The sequence below is a fragment of the Streptomyces sp. NPDC019890 genome, from assembly GCF_044903445.1.
Taxonomy (GTDB): domain Bacteria; phylum Actinomycetota; class Actinomycetes; order Streptomycetales; family Streptomycetaceae; genus Streptomyces.
Window position 1 is genome coordinate 19689 of sequence record NZ_JBJDQK010000011.1, and the last position, 20221, is coordinate 39909.

The 20221-nt window shown below is 69.5% G+C and carries 23 protein-coding genes and 2 tRNA genes; 15 read left to right on the forward strand and 10 right to left on the reverse strand.

Annotated features, from left to right (window positions below):
* From ACI2LP_RS26600 to ACI2LP_RS26610, 3 genes are read left to right on the forward strand one after another with little or no spacing between them, the layout of a single operon-like run.
* Nucleotides 1-372 carry a DUF742 domain-containing protein gene (locus ACI2LP_RS26600; RefSeq protein WP_404727245.1) on the forward strand — a complete coding sequence of 124 codons (372 nt, stop codon included), beginning with the start codon at nucleotides 1-3 and terminating at the stop codon, nucleotides 370-372.
* Nucleotides 350-964 (forward strand): GTP-binding protein, encoded by a 615-nt coding sequence (locus tag ACI2LP_RS26605; RefSeq protein ID WP_404727037.1) that lies wholly within the window; start codon nucleotides 350-352, stop codon nucleotides 962-964. Before ACI2LP_RS26600 ends, ACI2LP_RS26605 begins: the two co-directional genes overlap by 23 nt.
* The gene (locus ACI2LP_RS26610; RefSeq protein WP_360865934.1) at nucleotides 961-1533 is read left to right on the forward strand and encodes a GAF domain-containing protein; all 573 of its coding nucleotides are present in this window, start codon (nucleotides 961-963) and stop codon (nucleotides 1531-1533) included. Before ACI2LP_RS26605 ends, ACI2LP_RS26610 begins: the two co-directional genes overlap by 4 nt.
* 262 nt (nucleotides 1534-1795) lie before the next feature.
* Here ACI2LP_RS26610 and ACI2LP_RS26615 read toward each other — a convergent pair whose 3' ends face one another.
* Nucleotides 1796-2992 carry an acyl-CoA dehydrogenase family protein gene (locus tag ACI2LP_RS26615; protein WP_404727038.1) on the reverse strand — a complete coding sequence of 399 codons (1197 nt, stop codon included), beginning with the start codon at nucleotides 2990-2992 and terminating at the stop codon, nucleotides 1796-1798.
* Between the two features lie 739 nt (nucleotides 2993-3731).
* Here ACI2LP_RS26615 and ACI2LP_RS26620 point away from each other — a divergent pair.
* Both ACI2LP_RS26620 and ACI2LP_RS26625 read left to right on the forward strand, forming a co-directional pair.
* Entirely contained in the window at nucleotides 3732-4100 is a 369-nt protein-coding gene (locus ACI2LP_RS26620; RefSeq protein WP_404727039.1) for an MmcQ/YjbR family DNA-binding protein, read from the forward strand.
* A gap of 250 nt (nucleotides 4101-4350) precedes the next feature.
* Nucleotides 4351-4424, forward strand: a tRNA-Pro gene (locus tag ACI2LP_RS26625).
* A gap of 116 nt (nucleotides 4425-4540) precedes the next feature.
* Here ACI2LP_RS26625 and ACI2LP_RS26630 read toward each other — a convergent pair.
* The 4 genes from ACI2LP_RS26630 to ACI2LP_RS26645 form a co-directional block, all read right to left on the reverse strand.
* Nucleotides 4541-4957 carry a cupredoxin domain-containing protein gene (locus tag ACI2LP_RS26630; RefSeq protein ID WP_404727040.1) on the reverse strand — a complete coding sequence of 139 codons (417 nt, stop codon included), beginning with the start codon at nucleotides 4955-4957 and terminating at the stop codon, nucleotides 4541-4543.
* 189 nt (nucleotides 4958-5146) lie between these two features.
* Nucleotides 5147-5725 carry a hypothetical protein gene (locus ACI2LP_RS26635; protein WP_404727041.1) on the reverse strand — a complete coding sequence of 193 codons (579 nt, stop codon included), beginning with the start codon at nucleotides 5723-5725 and terminating at the stop codon, nucleotides 5147-5149.
* A 26-nt stretch (nucleotides 5726-5751) separates the two neighbouring features.
* Complete coding sequence (htpX, locus tag ACI2LP_RS26640; protein WP_404727042.1) at nucleotides 5752-6666, reverse strand: zinc metalloprotease HtpX; 915 nt, start codon at nucleotides 6664-6666, stop codon at nucleotides 5752-5754.
* 5 nt (nucleotides 6667-6671) lie between these two features.
* On the reverse strand, nucleotides 6672-6800 hold the full coding sequence (locus ACI2LP_RS26645; protein WP_404727043.1) for a hypothetical protein: 129 nt from the start codon (nucleotides 6798-6800) through the stop codon (nucleotides 6672-6674).
* 425 nt (nucleotides 6801-7225) lie between these two features.
* Here ACI2LP_RS26645 and ACI2LP_RS26650 point away from each other — a divergent pair, with 425 nt between their 5' ends.
* Together ACI2LP_RS26650 and ACI2LP_RS26655 are read left to right on the forward strand one after the other, a co-directional pair.
* Nucleotides 7226-9691, forward strand: coding sequence for a SpoIIE family protein phosphatase (locus ACI2LP_RS26650; RefSeq protein WP_404727044.1), 2466 nt, complete (start codon nucleotides 7226-7228; stop codon nucleotides 9689-9691).
* Nucleotides 9692-9897: 206 nt separating this feature from the next.
* On the forward strand, nucleotides 9898-11121 hold the full coding sequence (locus ACI2LP_RS26655; protein ID WP_404727045.1) for a cytochrome P450: 1224 nt from the start codon (nucleotides 9898-9900) through the stop codon (nucleotides 11119-11121).
* An 87-nt stretch (nucleotides 11122-11208) separates the two neighbouring features.
* On the opposite strand, the gene cobF is transcribed toward ACI2LP_RS26655, so the two are convergent.
* Complete coding sequence (cobF, locus tag ACI2LP_RS26660; protein ID WP_404727046.1) at nucleotides 11209-11964, reverse strand: precorrin-6A synthase (deacetylating); 756 nt, start codon at nucleotides 11962-11964, stop codon at nucleotides 11209-11211.
* An 81-nt stretch (nucleotides 11965-12045) separates the two neighbouring features.
* On the opposite strand from cobF, the gene ACI2LP_RS26665 reads away from it, so the two are divergent.
* Genes ACI2LP_RS26665 through ACI2LP_RS26675 form a run of 3 tightly spaced genes read left to right on the forward strand, consistent with a single transcriptional unit; the run spans nucleotide 12046 to nucleotide 14812 of the window.
* On the forward strand, nucleotides 12046-12756 hold the full coding sequence (locus tag ACI2LP_RS26665; RefSeq protein ID WP_404727047.1) for a (Fe-S)-binding protein: 711 nt from the start codon (nucleotides 12046-12048) through the stop codon (nucleotides 12754-12756).
* A gap of 26 nt (nucleotides 12757-12782) precedes the next feature.
* Entirely contained in the window at nucleotides 12783-14180 is a 1398-nt protein-coding gene (locus ACI2LP_RS26670) for a LutB/LldF family L-lactate oxidation iron-sulfur protein (protein WP_404727246.1), read from the forward strand.
* The gene (locus tag ACI2LP_RS26675) at nucleotides 14177-14812 is read left to right on the forward strand and encodes a lactate utilization protein C (RefSeq protein WP_404727048.1); all 636 of its coding nucleotides are present in this window, start codon (nucleotides 14177-14179) and stop codon (nucleotides 14810-14812) included. Before ACI2LP_RS26670 ends, ACI2LP_RS26675 begins: the two co-directional genes overlap by 4 nt.
* Here the strand turns inward: ACI2LP_RS26675 and ACI2LP_RS26680 are convergent.
* Nucleotides 14801-15292, reverse strand: a complete 492-nt coding sequence (locus ACI2LP_RS26680; protein ID WP_404727049.1) for a DUF309 domain-containing protein — start codon at nucleotides 15290-15292, stop codon at nucleotides 14801-14803. The genes ACI2LP_RS26675 and ACI2LP_RS26680 overlap by 12 nt on opposite strands.
* Nucleotides 15293-15404: 112 nt before the next feature.
* On the opposite strand from ACI2LP_RS26680, the gene ACI2LP_RS26685 reads away from it, so the two are divergent.
* The 5 genes from ACI2LP_RS26685 (at nucleotide 15405) to ACI2LP_RS26705 (ending at nucleotide 18597) form a co-directional block, all read left to right on the forward strand.
* Nucleotides 15405-15908: a winged helix-turn-helix transcriptional regulator gene (locus ACI2LP_RS26685; protein ID WP_404727050.1), complete on the forward strand. Its 504-nt coding sequence runs from the start codon at nucleotides 15405-15407 to the stop codon at nucleotides 15906-15908.
* A gap of 120 nt (nucleotides 15909-16028) precedes the next feature.
* Nucleotides 16029-16102 (forward strand) — tRNA-Pro (locus ACI2LP_RS26690).
* A gap of 235 nt (nucleotides 16103-16337) precedes the next feature.
* The gene (locus tag ACI2LP_RS26695; protein WP_404727051.1) at nucleotides 16338-16526 is read left to right on the forward strand and encodes a DUF6381 family protein; all 189 of its coding nucleotides are present in this window, start codon (nucleotides 16338-16340) and stop codon (nucleotides 16524-16526) included.
* 236 nt (nucleotides 16527-16762) lie between these two features.
* The gene (locus ACI2LP_RS26700) at nucleotides 16763-18313 is read left to right on the forward strand and encodes an FAD-dependent oxidoreductase (protein ID WP_404727052.1); all 1551 of its coding nucleotides are present in this window, start codon (nucleotides 16763-16765) and stop codon (nucleotides 18311-18313) included.
* Between the two features lie 107 nt (nucleotides 18314-18420).
* Entirely contained in the window at nucleotides 18421-18597 is a 177-nt protein-coding gene (locus ACI2LP_RS26705; protein WP_404727053.1) for a CsbD family protein, read from the forward strand.
* Nucleotides 18598-18768: 171 nt separating this feature from the next.
* Here the strand turns inward: ACI2LP_RS26705 and ACI2LP_RS26710 are convergent, their stop codons facing one another.
* The 3 genes from ACI2LP_RS26710 to ACI2LP_RS26720 all read right to left on the reverse strand — a co-directional run bounded on the left by ACI2LP_RS26710 (nucleotide 18769) and on the right by ACI2LP_RS26720 (nucleotide 19918).
* On the reverse strand, nucleotides 18769-19002 hold the full coding sequence (locus tag ACI2LP_RS26710) for a hypothetical protein (RefSeq protein ID WP_404727054.1): 234 nt from the start codon (nucleotides 19000-19002) through the stop codon (nucleotides 18769-18771).
* A gap of 65 nt (nucleotides 19003-19067) precedes the next feature.
* Entirely contained in the window at nucleotides 19068-19634 is a 567-nt protein-coding gene (locus ACI2LP_RS26715; RefSeq protein ID WP_404727055.1) for a hypothetical protein, read from the reverse strand.
* 56 nt (nucleotides 19635-19690) lie between these two features.
* Nucleotides 19691-19918 (reverse strand): hypothetical protein, encoded by a 228-nt coding sequence (locus ACI2LP_RS26720; RefSeq protein ID WP_404727056.1) that lies wholly within the window; start codon nucleotides 19916-19918, stop codon nucleotides 19691-19693.
* Nucleotides 19919-20221 lie beyond the last annotated feature (303 nt).

The following is a 20221-nucleotide window of genomic DNA, read 5'->3' on the forward strand; positions in this document are numbered from 1 at the left end:
GTGCCGTCCCCCAAGGACGGGCCGTTGCTCGACGACGCGGCCGGCCGGCTCATCCGGCCGTACACGGTGAGCGGCGGCCGCACCCGTCCAACGGCCGCGCTGGATCTGCTCTCCTTAGTGATGGCCACCGGGGCCTCGCCGCAGACCCAGCTCGGCCCCGAACACACAGTGGCGTTGGGTCTGTGCGACGGCCCGACCTCGGTCGCCGAGATCTCGGCGCACCTCAGGTTGCCGGCGGTCGTCACCAAGGTGCTGCTCTCCGATCTTGTGGACTGCGGGGCGGTTACCGCGCGGGCGCCCCGCAGCCACGACATTTCCACCGACCGTTCTTTGCTGGAGGCGGTGCTCGATGGCCTACGACGACGGCTCTGATCTCGACGAGCTCTTCCCCACCGCGCTGAAAATCCTGATAGCGGGCGGGTTCGGGGTGGGCAAGACGACCTTTGTAGGAGCGGTGAGCGAGATCGAGCCGCTGAGTACGGAGGAATTGCTGACCCAGGTCAGCGCGGCGACCGACAGACTGGACGGCATCGAGTCCAAGACCACCACCACGGTCGCCATGGACTTCGGCCGGATCACGCTGGACGCGAGCCATGTGCTCTATCTCTTCGGCACACCGGGCCAGGAACGCTTCTGGTTCATGTGGGACGAGCTCTCCGAGGGCGCGCTCGGGGCCATCGTCCTCGCCGACACCCGCCGGCTCGAAGACTCCTTCTCCGCGGTGGACTTCTTCGAGCGCCGCGGCATCGGATTCGTTGTCGCCGTCAATGAGTTCGACGGCTCGTACCGCTATGACCCGGAAGAGGTGCGGGCCGCCATCGACCTCAAGCCGGAGGTGCCGGTCGTGCTCTGCGACGCGCGGATCGCCAGCTCGGGGATCAAGACCCTGGTCACCCTCGTCCAGCATCTGCTCACCACCACCCCGGTGCCGACTCCGGCACCGAGCTACGGAGCTCCGACATGACGTACGATCCGACCGGCCATCTCCTGCTGACTCCCGTCGACCGGGAAGCGCCCGTGCGGGTGCGGCGGCTGCGCCAGCTCGGTTTCGGGGACCGGCCGGACCCCGCTTTCGACGAGTTCGCGCGCAAGCTGGCAGAGGTGACCGGCGCGCCCTTCTCCATGGTCAACTTCATAGACGAGAACCGGCAGTTCTTCGCCGGGCTGCACACCCCGGGGGGCACGCACACCGGCTCCGATCTCAACGCGGCCGCCGCGGGCAGTGGCGGGGTCAGCCGCTTCATGGCGCGCGACCACGGCTACTGCCCGCATGTGGTGGTACGGCGCAAGGCGCTGGTCCTCGAGGATGTCTGCGACTATCCACGGTTTGCGGGGAACCCGGTCGTCGACGAGATCGGCATCCGCTCCTATCTGGGGGCGCCGCTGATCGACCGTACGGGGATCGCGCTGGGCACGATCTGTGTTGTGGACACTGAGCCGCGGCCCTGGGGGCGGGCGGGTCTCGAGACCATCAAGTCGCTGGCGGCGGAGCTGATCGACCAGATCCACCGCCGCGAGGACGGCGGAATCTAGGCCGCCCCCGCCCCCGCTGGGGCGCAACGCCCGCAGTGAGTAAGCCCCCGGACGCCCGCCGGGGGTCTCTCCGTGCCCGCGGGGCGCGGAGCCAAGCCCTCCGGACCCTCCGGGGGCGCCCCATGTCGGCGGCGTGTGGGCTCGGGGTCTGTGGAGCGGGGCAGGGGGCTGCGCCCCGGGATCAGGAGCACCCCCTGTGGGCATGAGGGTCCCCCCACGCCCGCAGGGCGCAGGGGGAGGGGTCCGGCGCAGCGCCCAGGGGTCACACCGCCGGCTGCAGCCTCACCTCTTCGGACAGCTGCTGCGACCACTCGCCCTTCGCCGTACCCAGCGCCACCTCCGCAAGGCGCAGCAACTGGATGTCGGAGGTGCCGGCCGGGGCGAACATATGCAGCGCGTCCCGCAGATAGCGCTCGATGGGGCGGTCGGTGAACAGCCCGGCCGCGGCGTGGATCTCCATCGCGGCCCGCGCGGAGTCGATCGCGGACTCGACATTGACCAGCTTGGCGTTCATCAGCTCCGCATCGCACGGCAGGCCCTCGTCGAGCAGATGCACGGCGTGGTACGCGGCGAGCCGGGCCGTCATCAGCCGCGACTGCAGCTGCCCCAGCTTCAGCTTGATGGAGGGCAGTTCGTGGAGCGGCTTGCCGTAGCGATACCGCTCCGTGCAGAAGCGCGTGGTCTCCTCAAGGATCGCCTTGTGGATGCCGAGCGATACGGCGGTGAGGTTGGCGCGTCCGTAGAGCACACTGGAGGAGTACGCCACGGCCAGTCCGTCGCCCTCCTCTCCGAGCCTGTTCGGCGCGGGGACGCGGCAGTTGTGGAAGTGCAGCTCGCCGAAGCTGAAGCCGTGCAGGCCCATCGAGGGCTGTTCCTCGCCGATGCCGAACCCCGGTCGGTCCGATTCCACCAAGAAGGCCGTGAGCCCCCGGGATCCGGGACCGGTCCTCGCCACCACGCCGTGCAGATCACCTACATGGCTGTTGCCTACATACACCTTTCGGCCATTGAGTATGTAATCGTCGCCGTCACGTACGGCGGTGGCGCTCAAGCCCAGCACATGGCCGCCCGATTCGGGTTCGGTGACGGCGATGGTCGGCAGGCAGTCGCCGGCGGCGATCGAAGGGAGCCAGGTCTTCTTCTGTTCGTCGCTGCCGAAATGGACAATCTTGGCCACGCCCAGCTGCGAGGCCTGCACCATTGCGCCCATGGCCCCGCTGACGCGGGACAGCTCCTCGATGATGATGGTCTTGGCAAGGTGCCCGACCTGCATGCCACCGTGGTCCTTGCTGATGGTGGCGCCGAGCCAGCCCTGCCGGGCTATCAGCCGGGACAGCTCCCGGTGGACCGAGCGGGAGGCCTCCATCGCGGGAATCCGAGGCCGTACCTCCCTCTCGGCGAAGTCGCGCACGCGCTGGCGTAGTTGATGATGCAGTCGACCGGCGAAGTATCCGTCCATCGCGAGTCCTCCTCTGCGAAACGCCTGCTCGGCCAGTTGTTCGAGCAGGTGGTGCATCGGCAGTGGTCCCGTCCCGAACAGGCCGACCACCTCATGGTGTTGATCGTTTTCGGGCGGCACAAGATCGTTGCCAACTTTGGCCAAAACGCAGACCCTTGACGTTTGATTCAGGATGTGTTTCGCGTGGAACAGGCCCGTTCGGTCCTGCCGTACGGCATTCCCACTGCACCTCTTTCTGCCACATGCCAACGGCAAAGGTTTAGTGGGCATATGGCACTGAGGGACAAGAGCATGTCTCAGACGTTCACAGCCGTGACATTCAGGAACACCGGAATAACCGATACCGCGCGGACCCTGACCGCAAAGAAGCCAAGTGGGCTGCGAGGACGGACACGGACGCGGGCATAGAGGGCGCACGGAGGTGATGCCTGGCGCACAAGGCGCACAAGGGGGGCGCACACCGGCGTGCTCGCCGGCCCCGGCGCTGTCAAGCCCGGCCCCGGTGCTTCAGCACATCGATGGCCGGCTCACGCACCACCGACTCGTCCACCTCGACCCCAGTCCCGGCGCCCGGGGCTCCTGAGCGCTCCCGGCGCTGGTGGGCGGACTCCGATGTAGAAAGCGCTTTCTGTGCGCGTCGCACGGCGTAGGAGTGACGGTTACGCGGGGTCAATGGGTCGGGAGAGCCCTATGTGGCAACGGCGGGGTGAGTGTCAGTGCCGCGTCGTACGGTCTTCACATGGCCACCGCCGACGACGTACGCAGAGTCGCGCTCTCCCTGCCCGGCGCGCTGGAGAAGCTCGCCTGGGGCATGCCCACGTTCCGCCTGGAGAGCGGGGGGAAGATCTTCGCCTCGCTCGATGACGACGACAAGGTGATGGGGGTGAAGTGCCCGAAGGGGGACCGGGAGGAGCTGATCGCGTCCGAACCGGAGAAGTTTTTCATCCGGGCGGGACACGACGACAACTATGCGTGGCTGCGGGTGCGGTTGGCGGCGCTGGAGGACGAGGAGGAGCTGTATGCGATCCTGCTCGACTCCTGGCGGCAGGCGGCCCCACGGAGGCTGCTGGACGCGCACCCGGACTTGGCGGATCCGCAGTCGGACTGACCAGGCCGACGGAAGCGTCGGCCGACCGCGTCGGCCGTCCGGCTTCGCACCGGGCCCGAGCGGAGCACGCGGCACTGGCCGTAGCGAACGGGCGACGCGCAGTGCGCGTAGCGCGCCGGCCGTGCAGCCGCACGTTCGGTTGAGATCACCTGGGGGCCGCGGCGCGGAAAGCGGTTCGTGACCACCGCCCCGAGTGCGGTATTGTTCTCATGCGCGTTCGGCCGGGGGAAACCCCAGGTCAGACGGGCACCGGGACGTGGCGCAGCTTGGTAGCGCACTTGACTGGGGGTCAAGGGGTCGCAGGTTCAAATCCTGTCGTCCCGACTTTTCGAAGTCGCAGGTGAGAGGCCGTATCGGAGCAGTCCGATACGGCCTTTCGCGTCCCGGAGCCCACCGGCGGCAAGCTCGCCGTGCTCACCGCCACCCGGCTCGTCCTGGCGTCAGCTCACGGTGAGGGTGCCCTTCATGTTCGGGTGGATGGTGCAAATGTAGGGAGAGCTGCCGGATGTGGACGGAGCGACGAAGGTGGCTGTTTCGCCGGCATCGATGTCGCCGGTGTCGAATGCCTTGGCCCCGGTGGCGGTCACGGTGTGCGTGACCGAGTCCTGGTTCTCGACGATGACTTTCGTCCCGGGGTGCACCTGAAGATTCGCCGGGCTGAAGGTGAAGTTCTTGATCGTGATGTGCGCCGCGCCGGTGTTGGAGGTGTTCGGGGCGGATGAGGCGCTGGTGGTGGCGGGGGTGGTGTCGTTGCTGCTGCCGTTGCCGCCGTTCGAGCAGCCGGCCAGGGCGAGCAGGACGCAGGCTCCGCCCACTCTGAGGGCGGTGTGGCCCCGGTGCGGATAGCTGAGTGACATGCCGGGCGGACCTTTCCGACGGGGGATGCCGTGGTCTGGGCGCGACCGGCGATCGGCCGCTGCATTCAGGTTCACCGTCCTCGGCGGCGCTCGCCAGAGCGGTACCGCCAGCCGCGGCGCAAGCTCACCTGAATGCCGAAGGGGGTGCAGCTTCGGGCTCTGTTCCCGGGTCGGACAGGTTCCTGCCGTTCACAGGCCGGGGGCGCCCCACAGCGGGAACCAGCGGCTCAGGTCCTCCTCGATGCGCAGGTCGTCCTTGACCGTGGCCTTGACCTGGAATTCCAGCGGGTTGTCGCGTTTCTGGCCAGGCAGCGGAGCGAATGGGTAGAAGGTGCCGCGTTTGTACAGGTAGACCAGTCCGAGACGGCGCGGTTCGGCGTCCTGGAAGGTGACCAGGGAGCAGAGGAGCTGCGGTCCGAAGCCGCTGTCCTGCAGGGCGGTGTTCACCGCGTGCAGGTCGTTGACCAGGGCGGGCAGGTCGTCGGGGTCGCGGCGTGACACCAGCCAGGAGTACCCGTAGGCGTCACGGCTGAACTCCACCGGTGCGCCGCCCCGTTCGGTGTCTGCACCCAGGAGGGCTCGTACCTCCTGCTGGACCTGTGCGAATGCCCCGCCCTCGATGGAGGCGAAGCACACCGAGCCCAGGCCGGTCGGGCTGAAGCCGATGGCGGCCTGGAGGGTGATCGCTGCGGACGGCAGGCCGAAGAGCTGGTCCAGGTCCGGCTTGACCGGCCTGCTCCGTCCGAACAGGGCGTCCAGCAAACCCATGGGGGCTCAGCTCCTTCCCATCGTGCTCATGACGCCCTGCTGCCCGGTTCACCCAGCTCGGCGGAGATTTCTGCGAGCGCCTCGATGCGGCGTTCCAGGCTTGGGTGGGTGGAGAACAGGTTGGCCAGAACGGTGCCGGGTCCGAGGGCGGGCGTGAAGAAGAATGCGTTGAACGCCTGAGCCGTGCGCAGATCCTGGGTGGGGATACGGGCGATGTCGCCGCTGACTTTGGTCAGCGCCGAGGCCAGGGCGGAGGGTTTCCCGGTCAGCATGGCTGCGGCGCGGTCGGCGGCCAGTTCACGGTAGCGGGACAGCGCCCGGATCAGCAGGAAGCTGATGGCATAGACCAGGGCAGAGACCGCCATGACGATCGCGAGCGCCGCGGCGGTGTTCTGGTCGCGGTTGCGTCCGCCCAACAGCTGGGAGTAGAAGGCGAAGCGGACGATGAGTCCCGCGATCACGCCCAGGAACGAGGCGATGGTGATCACCGCGACATCGCGGTGTGCGACGTGGGAGAGCTCGTGGGCGAGGACGCCTTCGAGTTCCTCCGTTTCCAGGCGGCGCAGCAGTCCGGTGGTGACGCAGACGACGGCGTGGTCGGCGTTGCGGCCGGTGGCGAACGCGTTGGGCAGGTCCATGTCGGAGATGGCGACCCGGGGTTTGGGCATGTCGGCGGTGGCGCACAGCCGGTCGATGACGCCGTGCAATCGAGGCTGTTCCTCGGCTGTGACGAGGCGTCCGTGCATGGCGTACAGGGCGATCCGGTCCGAGTACCAGTACTGCGCACCCAGCAGCCCGGCGGCGATGACAACCACCAGGACGACGGACTTGAGCAGCACGATCAGCGTCGCGATGAACGCCACGTACAGCAACCCGAGCAGGAACATCGTGACCACCATGCGGGCGGTCAGCTGCCGGTCGGGCTCAAAGCGGCTGCGCATCGCCATCACCCCGGGATCGGGCCCTCGTGGGAGAGCGGTGCCTGCACGTGCGTGGGGCTGGTGCCCGCTTTGTCCAGCGCCTTGTTCGCCTCGATCCGGAACAGGGCGGTGGTGCGGTGGGTGATGCTGGTCATGGCGACCGCCTTTCTCGCGGTTTCGGCGTCGCGTCGGAGAGACCGGCCGGGAAGTACGGCGAAACGCCGCAGTGCCGGCCGCGCCGCAGGTCATATCCGGGACCACGCCCATTCCATTGTCCGACGCACTTCCTCGTCCGGGAGGGAGCCGGCCAGGCAGGATTGACGGCGACCTCGAAGGACGACCCGGAGCACGCTGCTCAGGCGCCCCAGAACTGGGGGTCAAGGGGTCGCAGGTTCGTATCCGGCCGTCCCGGCCTTTCGAAGTCGCAGGTGAGGGGCCGTGTCGGAGCAATCCGACACGGCCGCTCACCTTTCCCGGGTACGGTCGGGGACGGAGCGGCTTGCAGTCGCTTCCGCCGCCCGCGGTGATGGGGCTGGACCAGCGCATGCGCGTCCATCGGACCCGATGGAGCATTAAAGGGATGATCTCGTCCGTGACTTTGATCAGCGAGAGCCCGGAGGACCCGTTCTCGGTGGCTCGCGCTGTCACTGTGGTGCTGGACCACCGTGGCTGGGTGGTCGGCTGGAGCGACCGCGCCCGTGAGCTGCTGGGCTACCCGGAGGAGGAGGTGCTCGGCCGGCCTGGCGTGGACCTTCTTGTGGATCCCCGGGACCGCGACGTCGTACGGGAGGCCGCGGCGGCCTGCGTCGCGGACAGCGGCTGGTTCGGGATCCTGCCTGTTCGGCACCGCTACGGCCGACGGCTCGCCTTCGGCGTCCGGGCACGTCGCGTCAGGCGGGCCGACTGCGAAGACGAGTGGTTCCTGGTGGCTGCGCCGGCCGAGGAAGTCGCCCAGTGGGAGATCGACCGGTCGGTCATGGACGGACTGTTCCTCCGGTCGCCGATCGGCCTCTCCATCCACGATCCGGAGCTGCGGCTCCTGCGGGTCAACCGGGCGATCGCGCGCTTCGGGGGCTTTCCGGTCGAGCGGATGCGTGGCACGCGTACCGGCGACTACGTCGTCCAGGAGGACGCGGAGACGATCGAGGCCCGGCTGTGTGAGGTGATCGACACCGGGAAGCCGATGATCTTCACGGAGCTGTCGGCCCGCCTGCAGACCGACCCGGGCCGGGAGCGGTTCGTCTCCGTGTCCGCGTTCCGTATGGAGGATTCCAGCGGCCGGACGCTGGGCGTGGCACAGCTGGTCGAGGATGTCACCGACCGGCACCGCGCCCGGCGCCGGCTGGCCATGCTCAATGAGGCGAGTGCCCTCATCGGGACCACGCTGGACGTGCAGACCACCGCGAACGAACTGGTCGAAGTCGCCGTCCCCAACCTTGCCGACTGCGTGACGGTCGATCTTCTCGAGTCGGTCAGCCTCGGCGAGGAGCTCATCCCGGACGCAGCCGGTCCCCTCCGCAGGGCAGCGCTCAAGAGCATCCCGGGGAGCGAGGAACAGCTGCTGTTCCCGGTGGGCACGCTCAGATCGTTCGCCGCTGACACACCACAGGCGCGATCTCTGGCCGACCGGCGCCCTGTTCTGGTGGCCGAGTTCGAACCGATGGACCCCAGATCGAGCTTGGACCCGGACCGGGCGGTGAAGGCGGTTGCCCGTGGCGTCCATTCGCTGATGGTGGTTCCCCTGACTGCCCGCGGCCTCGTCCTGGGACTCCTGAGCATGTGGCGTTACCGGCATCCCGAACCGTTCGAGGCCGACGACCTCACGCTGGCGAACGAATTCGCCGCTCGCGCCGCGCTCTCCATCGACAATGCCCGCCGCTACACCCAGCAGCACCGCACCGCCCTGGCACTGCAACGCCGCCTGCTGCCACGCGAATTTCCCGAGCACCCCGCGGTCTCCGTCGCCCACCGCTATCTGCCGGCCGGGGGCGCCGCAGGGGTCGGCGGCGACTGGTTCGACGTCATCCCGCTGTCCGGAGCCCGTGTGGCCCTGGTCGTCGGTGACGTGGTCGGCCACGGCATCAACGCCGCGGCGACGATGGGCCGGCTGCGTACCGCCGTGCACACGCTGGCCGACCTCGATCTCGAACCGGACGAGGTGCTCTCCCATCTCGACGACCTCGTGATGCGGCTGGCCGGCGAACAGGAGCCCGGCGACGCGGACTCGCCCGGGGAACAGGTCGTCGGCGCCACCTGTCTCTATGCCGTGTACGACCCGGTCAGCCGGCTCTGTTCCATGGCTCGCGCGGGCCATCCCCCGCCGGTCGTGGTGACACCGGACGGAAGCGTAAGTTTCCCCGAACTCCCCGCCGGACCACCGCTGGGACTGGGCGGGCTGCCGTTCGAAAGCGCGGAACTGGAGCTTCCCGAAGGCTCCGTGCTGGCCCTCTACACCAACGGTCTGATCGACACCGACGAACACGACGTCGAGGCCGGACTGTCCCGGCTGTGCACCGCGCTGGCCGGAGCGGACCGGCCTTTGGAGGAGATCTGCCAGGCCGCGATCGACACGCTGCTGCCCACGCGGCCCGTCGACGACGTGGCCCTCCTGCTGGCCCGGACCCGGACCCTGGCACCGGAGCAGGTCGCCACCTGGGAGCTGCCTGCGGAGCCCACCGCACCGGCCCGCGCCCGGGGGCTGACCGCCGCACAGCTCGCCGAGTGGGGACTGGAGGAGTTGGTCTTCACCACCGAGTTGATCGTCAGCGAACTCGTGACCAACGCCTACCGCTACGCCGGCGGCCCGGTGACCCTGCGACTCCTCCATCACCACCGCCTCATCTGCGAGGTGACCGACTCCAGCAGCACCTCCCCGCATCTGCGACGTGCCCGCAGCACCGACGAGGGCGGCCGGGGGCTGCTTCTCGTCGCCCAGTTGACGGCACGCTGGGGCACACGGCACGCGCACGAGGGCAAGACCGTCTGGACCGAGCAGGAGCTGCCGCCCCGGCTCGGCGAGCATCGCGGGGACATCGGCCACGCGTGATCGCAGGTTCGGGCCCGCCAGCTGCACAACGAGCATGCCGCGAGCCGTTCCGCAGGGCCGGGCCGGCAGTCCGGCAGTATGCCGCGAACTCGCCCGCCCGCTGAGGGGCTCTTCCCGACGCGGCAGCGCTCGGGCACGATGGCCGGACGAACAAGCGTGCCCACCGTGCCGAGTCCTTCCGAACCGGAGCCACCTGGAGGCGCCGCGTGACGAGCAAAGATCACGCCAGGCTCGACGAGCTGCAACGCGATCCCTATCCGCTCTACGCGCAGGCGCGCCGGACCGAGGGCCTGACCTTCGTTCCCGAGCTCGACGCCTGGCTCGTCGCGCGGGACTGTGACGTACGCGAAGTCCTCGGGCGGCCCGAGGAGTTCTCCTCCGTGCGGGCGCTGCTCCCCGACGTCATGCCATCGCCGCAGGCGCTGGAGGTGCTGGCGAAGGGGTACGGAAAGCGGCCCACCGTCGTCTCCACCGACGGCCCGCCCCATCAGCGTCACCGCGCGCCGCTCAACCGCGGTCTGTCCGCCGGGCGGATCGCCGAGCTGGTCCCGTACGCCGCGGAGCGCGCCGCGTCACTCGTGGACGGCTTCGCCGCGGACGGCCGCGTCGAGCTGATGGGGGCGTACGCGCGAAAGCTCCCCGGGCAGGTCATCGGCCGGCTGATCGGCTTCGACCCCGAGGACGTCCCGGCGGCGGTGCACGGCGGCTACCGCGCCGAAGAGCTGCTGTTCCGCCCGCTCGATCCCGACTCCCAGGTCCGCGCAGCCGAGGACGTCGTCGCACTGCACAAGCTTCTCGACACATACATACGCGACCGGCGGGAGAACCCGCGCGACGACCTCTGCTCCGGCATGGTCGCAGCGCTGGCGCCCGGCAGCGGGGAGCTCACGCTCGACCAGCGCCACGAGCTCGTATCGAACTTACAGAACTTCCTGATCGCCGGGCATCTGACCACCACCGCGCTGATCGGCACGACACTTCTGCATCTGCTGCGCGACCGGCGGCAGTGGGAACTGATCTGTGCCGACCCGGAGTTGATACCAGCGGCCGTCGAGGAAGCCGCCCGGTACGATTCGGCGGTGCAGGGCTTCCGCCGTACCACCACCCGCCCCGTCACCATCTCCGGCACCGAACTGCCCGCCGGAGCCACCGTGTTCGTCGCGTACGGATCGGCCAACCGCGACGAGGGCCGCCACGACCGGCCGGAGGTCTTCGACATCACCCGGCCACTCTCCCGTCGGCATGTGGCCTTCGGTCATGGGACGCACGGCTGCCCCGGCTCGCAGCTGGCACGCGAGCAACTGCGCCTGACCATCGGCCTGTTCGCCCGCAGGCTGCCCGGCCTGCGGCTCGACGAGGACAGGCCGCCGCCCGTGATGCGGCCGGCCCTGATCCACCGTTCGCCCGAAGCGCTCCATCTGGTCTGGTGAGCCGACCCGTTCCAGCCGGAAGGTGACCGACGCTCTGGTGACGACCGCCATCTCGGCCAGATGCGCGACCCGTGGGCGAGCAGCGTCTCAGCCTCGCCGCAGCAGATAGGTGTCCATGATCCAGCCCTTGCGGGCGCGGGCCTCGGCCCGCAGCTCCTCGATCCGGCCGGACACCTCGGCAAGCCGCCCCGACACCAGGATCTCGTCCTCGGTGCCCACGTACGCGCCCCAGTAGATGAACAGATCCTGGTCGAGATGGCGAGTGAACGCCTGCCGTGCGTCCAGCATCACGACCACGTCGTCCACGCCCTGGGGCCACCCCTCGGCGAGCCGCCGGCCCGTGGTGATCTGCACCGGCCGGCCCACCCGGTTCAGCCCGGTGCGGTGCTTGGCCAGCAGCGCCGAGACGCTGCTGATTCCGGGCACCACCTCGTGATCGAAGGCGACCGTGTCCCGTTCGAGGATCTGTTGAAGGATCGCGAGTGTGGAGTCGTACAGCGCCGGATCGCCCCAGACCAGGAACGCGCCGCACTCGTCCTCGGCAAGATCCTCTGCGATGAACCGTTCGTACAGATCGGCCCGGCGGCTGCGCCAGTCGTCGACAGCGGGCGAGTAATCCGATGTTTCCCGGTCCCGCTCCGGGTCGCGCGCCACGATCAGACGGTACGACCCGCCCTGGACATGAGCGTCGAGAATGTCCCGTCGCAGCCGTGCCAGATCCGACTTCTCCTCACCCTTGTCGAGGATGAAGAACGCATCCGCCTTGTTCAGGGCCTTGACCGCCTGCAGGGTCAGCTGATCGGGGTCGCCCGCCCCGATGCCGATCACATAGATCTTTCTCACCCTGCCGAGTATGCGGGGTAGCCGGCACCCCACCGATCGCGGGACCTACCGAGGCCGCCGGTCGGGGCATATCCTCCGACCATGCGTGTCGCACTCTTCGTCACCTGCGTCAACGACGCGGTGTATCCGGCCACGGGCATCGCGACCGTCAGACTTCTGGAGCGGCTCGGCGTTCAGGTGGACTTCCCCGCCGCGCAGACCTGCTGCGGACAGCCGCAGTTCAACACCGGCTACCGGCGCGAGACCGAGCCGCTGGTGCGCCGGACGGCGCGCGCCTTCGAGGGATACGAGTACGTCGTCACCCCCTCCGGGTCGTGCGCGGCCATGGTGCGCGAGCAGTATCCGAAGCTCGGCGAGACGGCACTTCCCACCCGGACGTACGAACTCACTCAGTTCCTCGTCGACGTACTCGGCGTCACCGACGTCGGCGCGTATTTCCCGCACACCGTCACCTACCACCCCTCCTGTCACGGGCTGCGCACCCTGCGGCTGGGGGAGCGGCCGCGCAGGCTGCTCGAAGCGGTGAAGGGCCTTCAGCTGCGCGAGCTGCCCGGTGCCGAGGAGTGCTGCGGCTTCGGCGGCACCTTCGCCGTCAAGAACCCCGCCGTCTCCGCAGCCATGGGCCGCGACAAGGTCCGCAACGCCCGGTCCACCGGAGCCGACGTGCTGTGCGGCGCCGACAGCTCCTGTCTGATGCACGTCGACGGCATCCTGCGCCGCCAGGACGCACCGCAGCGCGCCCTGCACATCGCCGACATCCTCGCGAGCACCGAAGAGGAGCCCCTGCTGTGAGCGGCACCAGTGGTACGTATCTCGGCATGCCGTCCTTCCCCGAGGCCGCCGAGGAAGCCGTCCACGATGTGACGCTGCGCGCGAATCTCCGCCACGCGACCCACACCATTCGCGACAAGCGCGCGAAAGCGGTGGCGGAACTCGCCGACTGGGCGGAGCTGCGCGAGGCCGGCAAGCAGATCAAGGACGACACGCTGCGTCATCTCGACCGCTATCTGGAGCAGTTGGAGTCCGCCGTCACCGGGGCCGGGGGCACCGTCCACTGGGCCGCCGACGCCGACGAGGCCAACCGCATCGTCGCCGAGCTGGTGAAGGCGACCGGCGAGAGCGAGGTCGTCAAGGTCAAGTCGATGGCGACCCAGGAGATCGGCCTCAACGAGGCGCTGGCGGCCGAGGGGATCTCCGCGTACGAAACCGACCTCGCGGAGCTGATCGTGCAGCTCGGCGACGACCGCCCCTCGCACATCCTGGTACCCGCGATCCACCGCAACCGCGGCGAGATCCGTGACATCTTCCGCAAGCAGATGGGGAGTTGGGGCAGAGCAGCCCCCGACGGACTGACCGACAGCCCCGCCGAACTCGCCGAGGCCGCCCGCCTTCACCTCCGCGAGAAGTTCCTGCGGGCCAAGGTCGGCGTCTCCGGCGCCAACTTCATGGTCGCCGAGACCGGCACCCTCGTCGTCCTCGAGTCCGAGGGCAACGGCCGTATGTGTCTGACCCTCCCCGAAACGCTGATCTCCGTCGTCGGCATCGAGAAGGTGGTGCCCACCTGGCGCGATCTGGAGGTCTTCCTGCAGACGCTGCCGCGCTCCTCGACCGCCGAGCGCATGAACCCGTACACGTCGATGTGGACCGGCACGGCCGACGCGGACGGACCGCGGGACTTCCATCTGGTGCTGCTCGACAACGGCCGCACCGGGGCGCTGGCCGACGAGGTCGGCCGCCAGGCGCTGCGCTGCATCCGCTGCTCCGCCTGCCTCAATGTCTGTCCGGTGTACGAGCGGGCGGGCGGCCATGCGTACGGATCGGTCTACCCGGGCCCGATCGGCGCGATCCTCAGCCCCCAGCTGCGCGGCATCGAGAGCGAGATCGACGCCTCCCTGCCGTACGCGTCGTCACTGTGCGGCGCCTGCTACGAGGTGTGTCCGGTCGCCATCGACATTCCCGAAGTCCTGGTCCATCTGCGGGAGAAGGTCGCGGACCGCGGCGGCAGAGGACATCGCCTGGAGAAGGCCGCGATCAAGGCGGCGGGGTGGGTCCTCGACCACCCGGCCGCACTCGCCGCCGGCGAGAGGGCGGCCTCCGGCACCCGCAAGCTGCATCCGAAGAGGCTGCCGGGAGCCGGGGCCTGGACCGCCGACCGGGAGCTGCCCGAGATGCCCGCCCAATCCTTCCGTGACTGGTGGAAGAAGAACCGCCGATGAGTGCCACCTCCCGCGAGCGCATCCTCGCCCGGATCCGCGCCGCCGTTGCCGACGCGCCCGCTGTACCGGAAGCCGCCCGCGACTATCTGGAGAGCCACAACCCCGGCGATCCGGCCGCGATCCTCGATCTGCTGCACGAGAACCTCGCCGACTACCGGGCGATCGTGCACCGCGCCACAGAGCCCGAACTGCCCGCTCTGGTAAGGGAGTTGCTGGACGCCCACGGTGCGCGGTCGGTCGCCGTGCCGGACGGACTGCCTGCCGGCTGGCTCAGCGATACCGACGTCGAGCAGCGCACGGACGCAGGTCGGCTGACTCCGTACGAACTCGACGCCATCGACGCCGTCGTGACCGGCTGCGCCCTCGCGATCGCCGAGACCGGCACGATCGTGCTCGACGCGGGCCCGGGGCAGGGGCGACGGGCCCTCACTCTCGTTCCGGATCTGCACATCTGCGTCGTACGCGCCCCCCAGCAGGTCGTCGCCTCCGTACCGCAGGCGATGCCGCGACTCGATCCGACCCGCCCGCTGACCTGGATTTCCGGGCCCTCGGCGACGAGCGACATCGAACTCGACCGGGTGGAGGGCGTCCACGGCCCGCGCACTTTGGAAGTCGTCCTGCTATCGCGTTAGCCGGGGCGCCTCGGCGCCCGCGTCCACCGGGTGGTCGAGCCGTGCCGCGAGCTCGTGCGCCCAGGACGTAAGACCGGCCACATCGATGGCGTACGGATCCTGGTAACCGGCGATCCGGTCCGCGCCCCGCAGCAGCAGACGGGCGCCGCCCGCCGTGTTGCCACGGGCGGCGTGGGTGAGCCCGACCGCGAGCTGGGCGAGGCCGCGCCACAGCTCGCGCTCCGACTCCGGTCCGGACTTCCACGCGTCCTCGAACACCTCGTGCGCATGGAAGGGCATGCCCGCGTCCAGCAGCCGCTGCGCCTCCGCCAGCGTCTGCCCCGGGGGGCGCAGCACGCCCTCGGGCTGGCGCTCCACTCCCGGCGTTCCGTACGGAAGCGGTCGCCCCAGCCCGTCGCGGGGGCGTGCGTTGCGTGCGCGCCCTTCGGTGTCGCGATCCCTGCGTGCCGTGTCGTCGCGGTCTTTGCGTGCCTCGTCCACGCCTCGATTGTCCCCCGCACCGCGCCGCCGCGCTCGCAATGGTTTGGAACGCAGACTTACTGCTCGGTCGGGATGCTGGAGGGAGTGAGTTGGATGTGGCAACCTAGTGAGCATGAAGGCACGCACCACGGAGGACGGCACGCTTCCGACCCGCCCCCTGGACTCCCGCGGCAGGCCGTGCTCGATCGCGGCATCGCTCCAGGCCATCGGAGAGAAATGGTCACTGCTGGCGGTCCGGGAGATCAGCTTCGGCAATCGCCGCTTCGCCGCGATCGCCCGTAACACCGGCGCTCCCCGTGACGTCCTCACCGCGCGCCTGCGTCATCTGGAGTCGATCGGCGTGCTGACCCGGCGGCAGTACAGCGAGCACCCACCCCGCTTCGAGTACCACCTGACCGAGGCAGGGCGGGACCTGCTGGTCGTGCTGACCACCCTGCGCGAATGGGGCGACCGATGGATCGTCCCGGAGCCGCCCGCAGTATTCGGTCACTCCTGCGGCGAGGAACTCGACCTGGTGCACAGCTGCCGGCACTGCGGGAAGGAAGTCGTTCCCGAGGATCTGCGGCTGAAGGCGACTGCGCCGGGCTGGAATTCCTCCGGACCCGTCGAGTCGTAGGCCGCTGCGAGCAGATCCACGCGTCGGGGCGCGACGGCGCCCGGCGCTGTGACCGGCGGCTCCGTGGAGTGAGGTAATGTTCTCTTGCGCGCTCGGCCGGGAAACCGGATGGAAGCGCATCGGGACGTGGCGCAGCTTGGTAGCGCACTTGACTGGGGGTCAAGGGGTCGCAGGTTCAAATCCTGTCGTCCCGACTTTTCGAAGTCGTAGGTCAGGGCCGTGTCGGAGGAATCCGACACGGCCTTTTCCGTGTTTCTGGGGGCCGTTGAGGACCTCCTGGGCGCGCGTCGGCCGGGACCGACGGCCGCCCGTCGCCGTCGGGCGGCCGTCGGGGCCCGTGGTCGCAGTGCGTGACCGTTCGAGATGCGGGCGTGTCGTGGCGCTGGTTCGCTGAGGGAGTCCGCTCTTCCCAACGTCCAAGGAGTGACGATGAGCGTTGCAGGTGAATCCGGTGGCCGCGCACAGCAGATGCGTCGGAAGGCCCAGGAACTGACGGAAGCCGCGGAGCGCGCGAGCGACCCGCAGGAGCGTCAGCGGCTCCAGGACAGGGCCCGGAAGCTGCGGGAGCAGAGCGAGCAGGAGCGCAGCATGCGCAGTGGGGACATGCTCCCGGAGTAGCTGCCTGCGCCACATACGCGGCTGATGGTCTGTGCTCATGCCAGGCCATCAGCCGCTGCTTTTGTACGGCGGTGGCTCGGGAGCCACGTTTGAGCCGTCGGCCAGTGGTTACCCGTGCGGTCGACAGCGCATCGCCCGGCGAACGGTGGGCCGGATCCTGCCCACCGCCGACGGTACTGCCACGGCTTGAGAGGGAGCCTGCCCCAGTCCCTCCAGCACGAGAGAGCCGAGGAGACATGGTTGCGGAACGCCCGACTGTCGACGATTCGTACTGGATGGCCACCGCCCCAGGAACCGCCCGTCCGCCCCTCGGTGCGGATCTGACCGTGGACGTCGCCGTCGTCGGCGGAGGCATCGCCGGTCTGTGCACCGCCTGGGAACTGGTCCGGGCGGGTCTGGACGTCGTCGTCCTGGAGGCCGACCGGATCGCCGCCGGTGTGAGCGGGTACACCACCGCCAAAATGACCGCTCTGCACGGTCTGGCGTACGCCCGCCTGGAGGCCGAGCACGGTGCCGACGCCGCCGAGCTGTACGCGCTCTCGCAGCAGGACGCGGTCGACCGCACGGCAGCCCTCTGCGCCGACCTGGACATCGACGCCGAGTTGGAGCGCGCCCCCGCCTATACGTACGTAACGGATCCGGAGCGGGCACACGAGGTCAAGGCCGAGGCGGAGGCCGCCCGCCGGGCAGGGCTCGACGCATCCTTCGTGACCGACACCGAGCTTCCCTTCCCGGTGGCCGGCGCGGTGCGTGTAGCGGGGCAACTCCAGTTCCACCCGAGGAAGTTCCTGCTCGCCCTGGCCGACAAGATCACCGGTGCGGGCGGGCGCATCCACGAGCGCACCCGTGTCACCGGACTCCGCGACGGCGCTCACTGCCGTCTGTCGACCGAGCACGGTGCGGCGGTCGAGGCACGCGACGCCGTCATCGCGACGCACTATCCGGTCTTCGACCGCACGCTGCTGTTCACCCGGCTGAAGCCGCGTCGCGAACTGGTGATCGCTGCGCCGGTGCCGGCCGACGCCGCCCCGACAGGCATGTATCTGACCCCGGAGGACCGGGTCCGGTCCCTGCGCAGTGCGCCGTACGACGACGGACGGCGGCTGCTGATCGTCACCGGGGAATCATTCGAGCCGGGTGCGGGCCGGGTACGGGAACGGTTCGCTCGCCTCGATGCCTGGGCGTGCGAGCGGCTGCCGGGGTACGCGGCGGCGGAGCGGGCCTATCAGTGGTCGGCCCAGGACAATGACTCCAGCGACCATCTCCCGTACATCGGGCATGCCCATCCCGGCAGCCAACATGTCTATGCGGCAACCGGATTCGGCGGCTGGGGCATGAGCAACGGTGTACTGGCCGGGCGCCTGCTCGCGGCCCACATCGCGGGTGGACCCCGGCCTGCCTGGACCGACTTGTACGATCCGCGAAGGCTGCCCGCGATGCGGGAAACGGGGGAACTGGCCAGGTTCCAGACGGCGGTTGCCCACCACTTCGTCGGCGACCGACTGCACACCAGCCATGTCGACTCGGTGCAGGACATCCCACCGGGCAGTGGCGCGGTGGTTCGGCTCGAAGGGAAGCGGCGTGCCGTGTACCGCGACGATTCGGGGCACGTCGAGGCCCTGTCCGCGCGCTGTACGCACCTCGGTTGCCTGGTGCACTTCAACGATCTCGACCGGGTCTGGGAATGCCCCTGCCACGGCTCCCGCTTTGCCACGGACGGTGCGGTCCTGCACGGCCCGGCCACGCGTCCGCTCGAGCGACGCGAAGCTCCGGGCGACGAGACGTAGGGACCGCGGGTACTCGCCGACTGTTGCGCTATGTGTCCGTTTGCGTACTCAGGGCAACGGGCGCAAGGTGGTTACGCCGATCAACCCCAATCACGGAAGGAACCGTCATGGGTAAGGCAAAGGCGAAGGCCAAGCAGGCCAAGGGCAAGATGAAGGAAGCCACTGGCAAGGCCATGGGCGACCGGAGCATGCAGGCGGAGGGCCGCGGCGAGCAGATTGCGGGCAAGGCCCACGAGACCGCGGACAGGGCCGCCGAGCGGATGCAGCGGCCGTCCGGCCGGTAAGCGTCACGCACGGTTGCACAGGTGGGCTGCGCACGGGGCATGCGTCCCGGGTGCAGCTCACCTCCGGCGTTCGGCGTCCGGCGACCTGCGGGCCCTGCCCTCGGCCTCATCCGGCCGAACATGGTGGATCGGGCAGAGGCGCAGCTGCGCCGCCGCGCCGCCGAACCTGACTCAGGGCACCGGCCGGTCCTCGCGCAGCGCTGGTTGGAGCCTGCTCACCAGATCGAAGAAGTCGGCCTCGTTTCCCGCCAGGCCGGCGGCGCGCAGCGCCTCGTCCGCCTCGGCGATCGGGGCGGCGAGCAGCGGCAGGGGAAGGGGCGGGTGCTCCGGATCGTCGAGGACGGCCCGGGTGGTCTGCAGCAGTCGTACGTAGGCCTGCGCCGCGGCGAGCTCGGGATCGGTCATAGCGCTTTCCCCCTTGGGAAGGTGTCGGACCGTCAAGCATCTCGCGCGGCACTGACAACGGCGCTCTACAGCGTTGTCACCGGTGCGTCCGCCGGTAGCCGGAACTGTGCACGCGCCGTCGCCTCGATCGTGGCGGTGCCGTCCCAATCGCCGTGCCGCACCACCTCCGCGCCGCCTTCGGAGAAGGAGCGGCCGATCCACTCGTCGTATCCGGCACCGTCCGGCGGGCAGTCCTGGCGGCGGACGCGGTAGCCGCCCCTGCCGTCCTCGGTCAGCTCCATCACCCAGGGTGCTCGCACGCCCGTTCCCTGTACGAGAGTCCGGTCCCGGGAGGTCAGCTCGGCGCAGATCGCGTCCAGACCGACCCTCAGAGTCCCGTCGTGCGTCTCACGGATCTCGACGACCTTCTCCGCGCAGAACCAGCGGGCCCCGGCCGCCAGTGAGGAGTCGGCCAGCAGGCCGCCCTCCTTCTGCAGGCCCGCGACCAGGGCTTCGTGCACGACCGGCTGGACGGCCTTCCGCAGCCCGGGGTCGACATCCGGTGCGGGCGCCGTACAGCCGGCGGCCAGCACGGCCAGCACGGCCAGCACCGCGCACCCACCCGCACTCCGCACTGCACGAGCTCTGCTCATCGTGCCCCCGCCCGTCAGCATTCGATCGACCGAACTCTACGTCGGGGCACGGGTGTTCAGGGCACGATCTCCAGCGGGTCGTACTCGTGCCGCCGGTCGCCCACCCACTCGATCCAGGTCGGGTCGTCGAGGAGTGCGACGGAGTCGGGCAGCCCGGCCCGGCGGAGGAATTCCATCAGGTCGTTGTCGGAGTGGGCGAGGCCCATGATCTGGTCGCGCACGGTCACCCGACGGCCACCCGACGGGGAGATCCGGTGCACGACGATCGGCGGGTATGCGGACATGCCTCCAGCGTCTCTCCAGAAGCGCCCGGAGTCATCTGCTGCGGCCCCGGCATGGCCCCTCCGCGCTCAGGTACGCAGCCTCGGGCGAGGCCGCATGGCGGAGGGTGCCGCGATCTCCGCGGGCAGGCCCGGCTCAAGGCGCCCGCTCCCCGCAGCAGCAGATCGCCGACAACGCGGGCGGGGGGGGGGGGGGGGCCGCCCCCCCCCCCCCCCCCCGGGGGGGGGGGGGGGGGGCCCCCAAGATGGGGAGCTTAAGAAACCCAACAAGCCCCGGCGGGGACAAAGTAGAAAGAAAAAACCAGA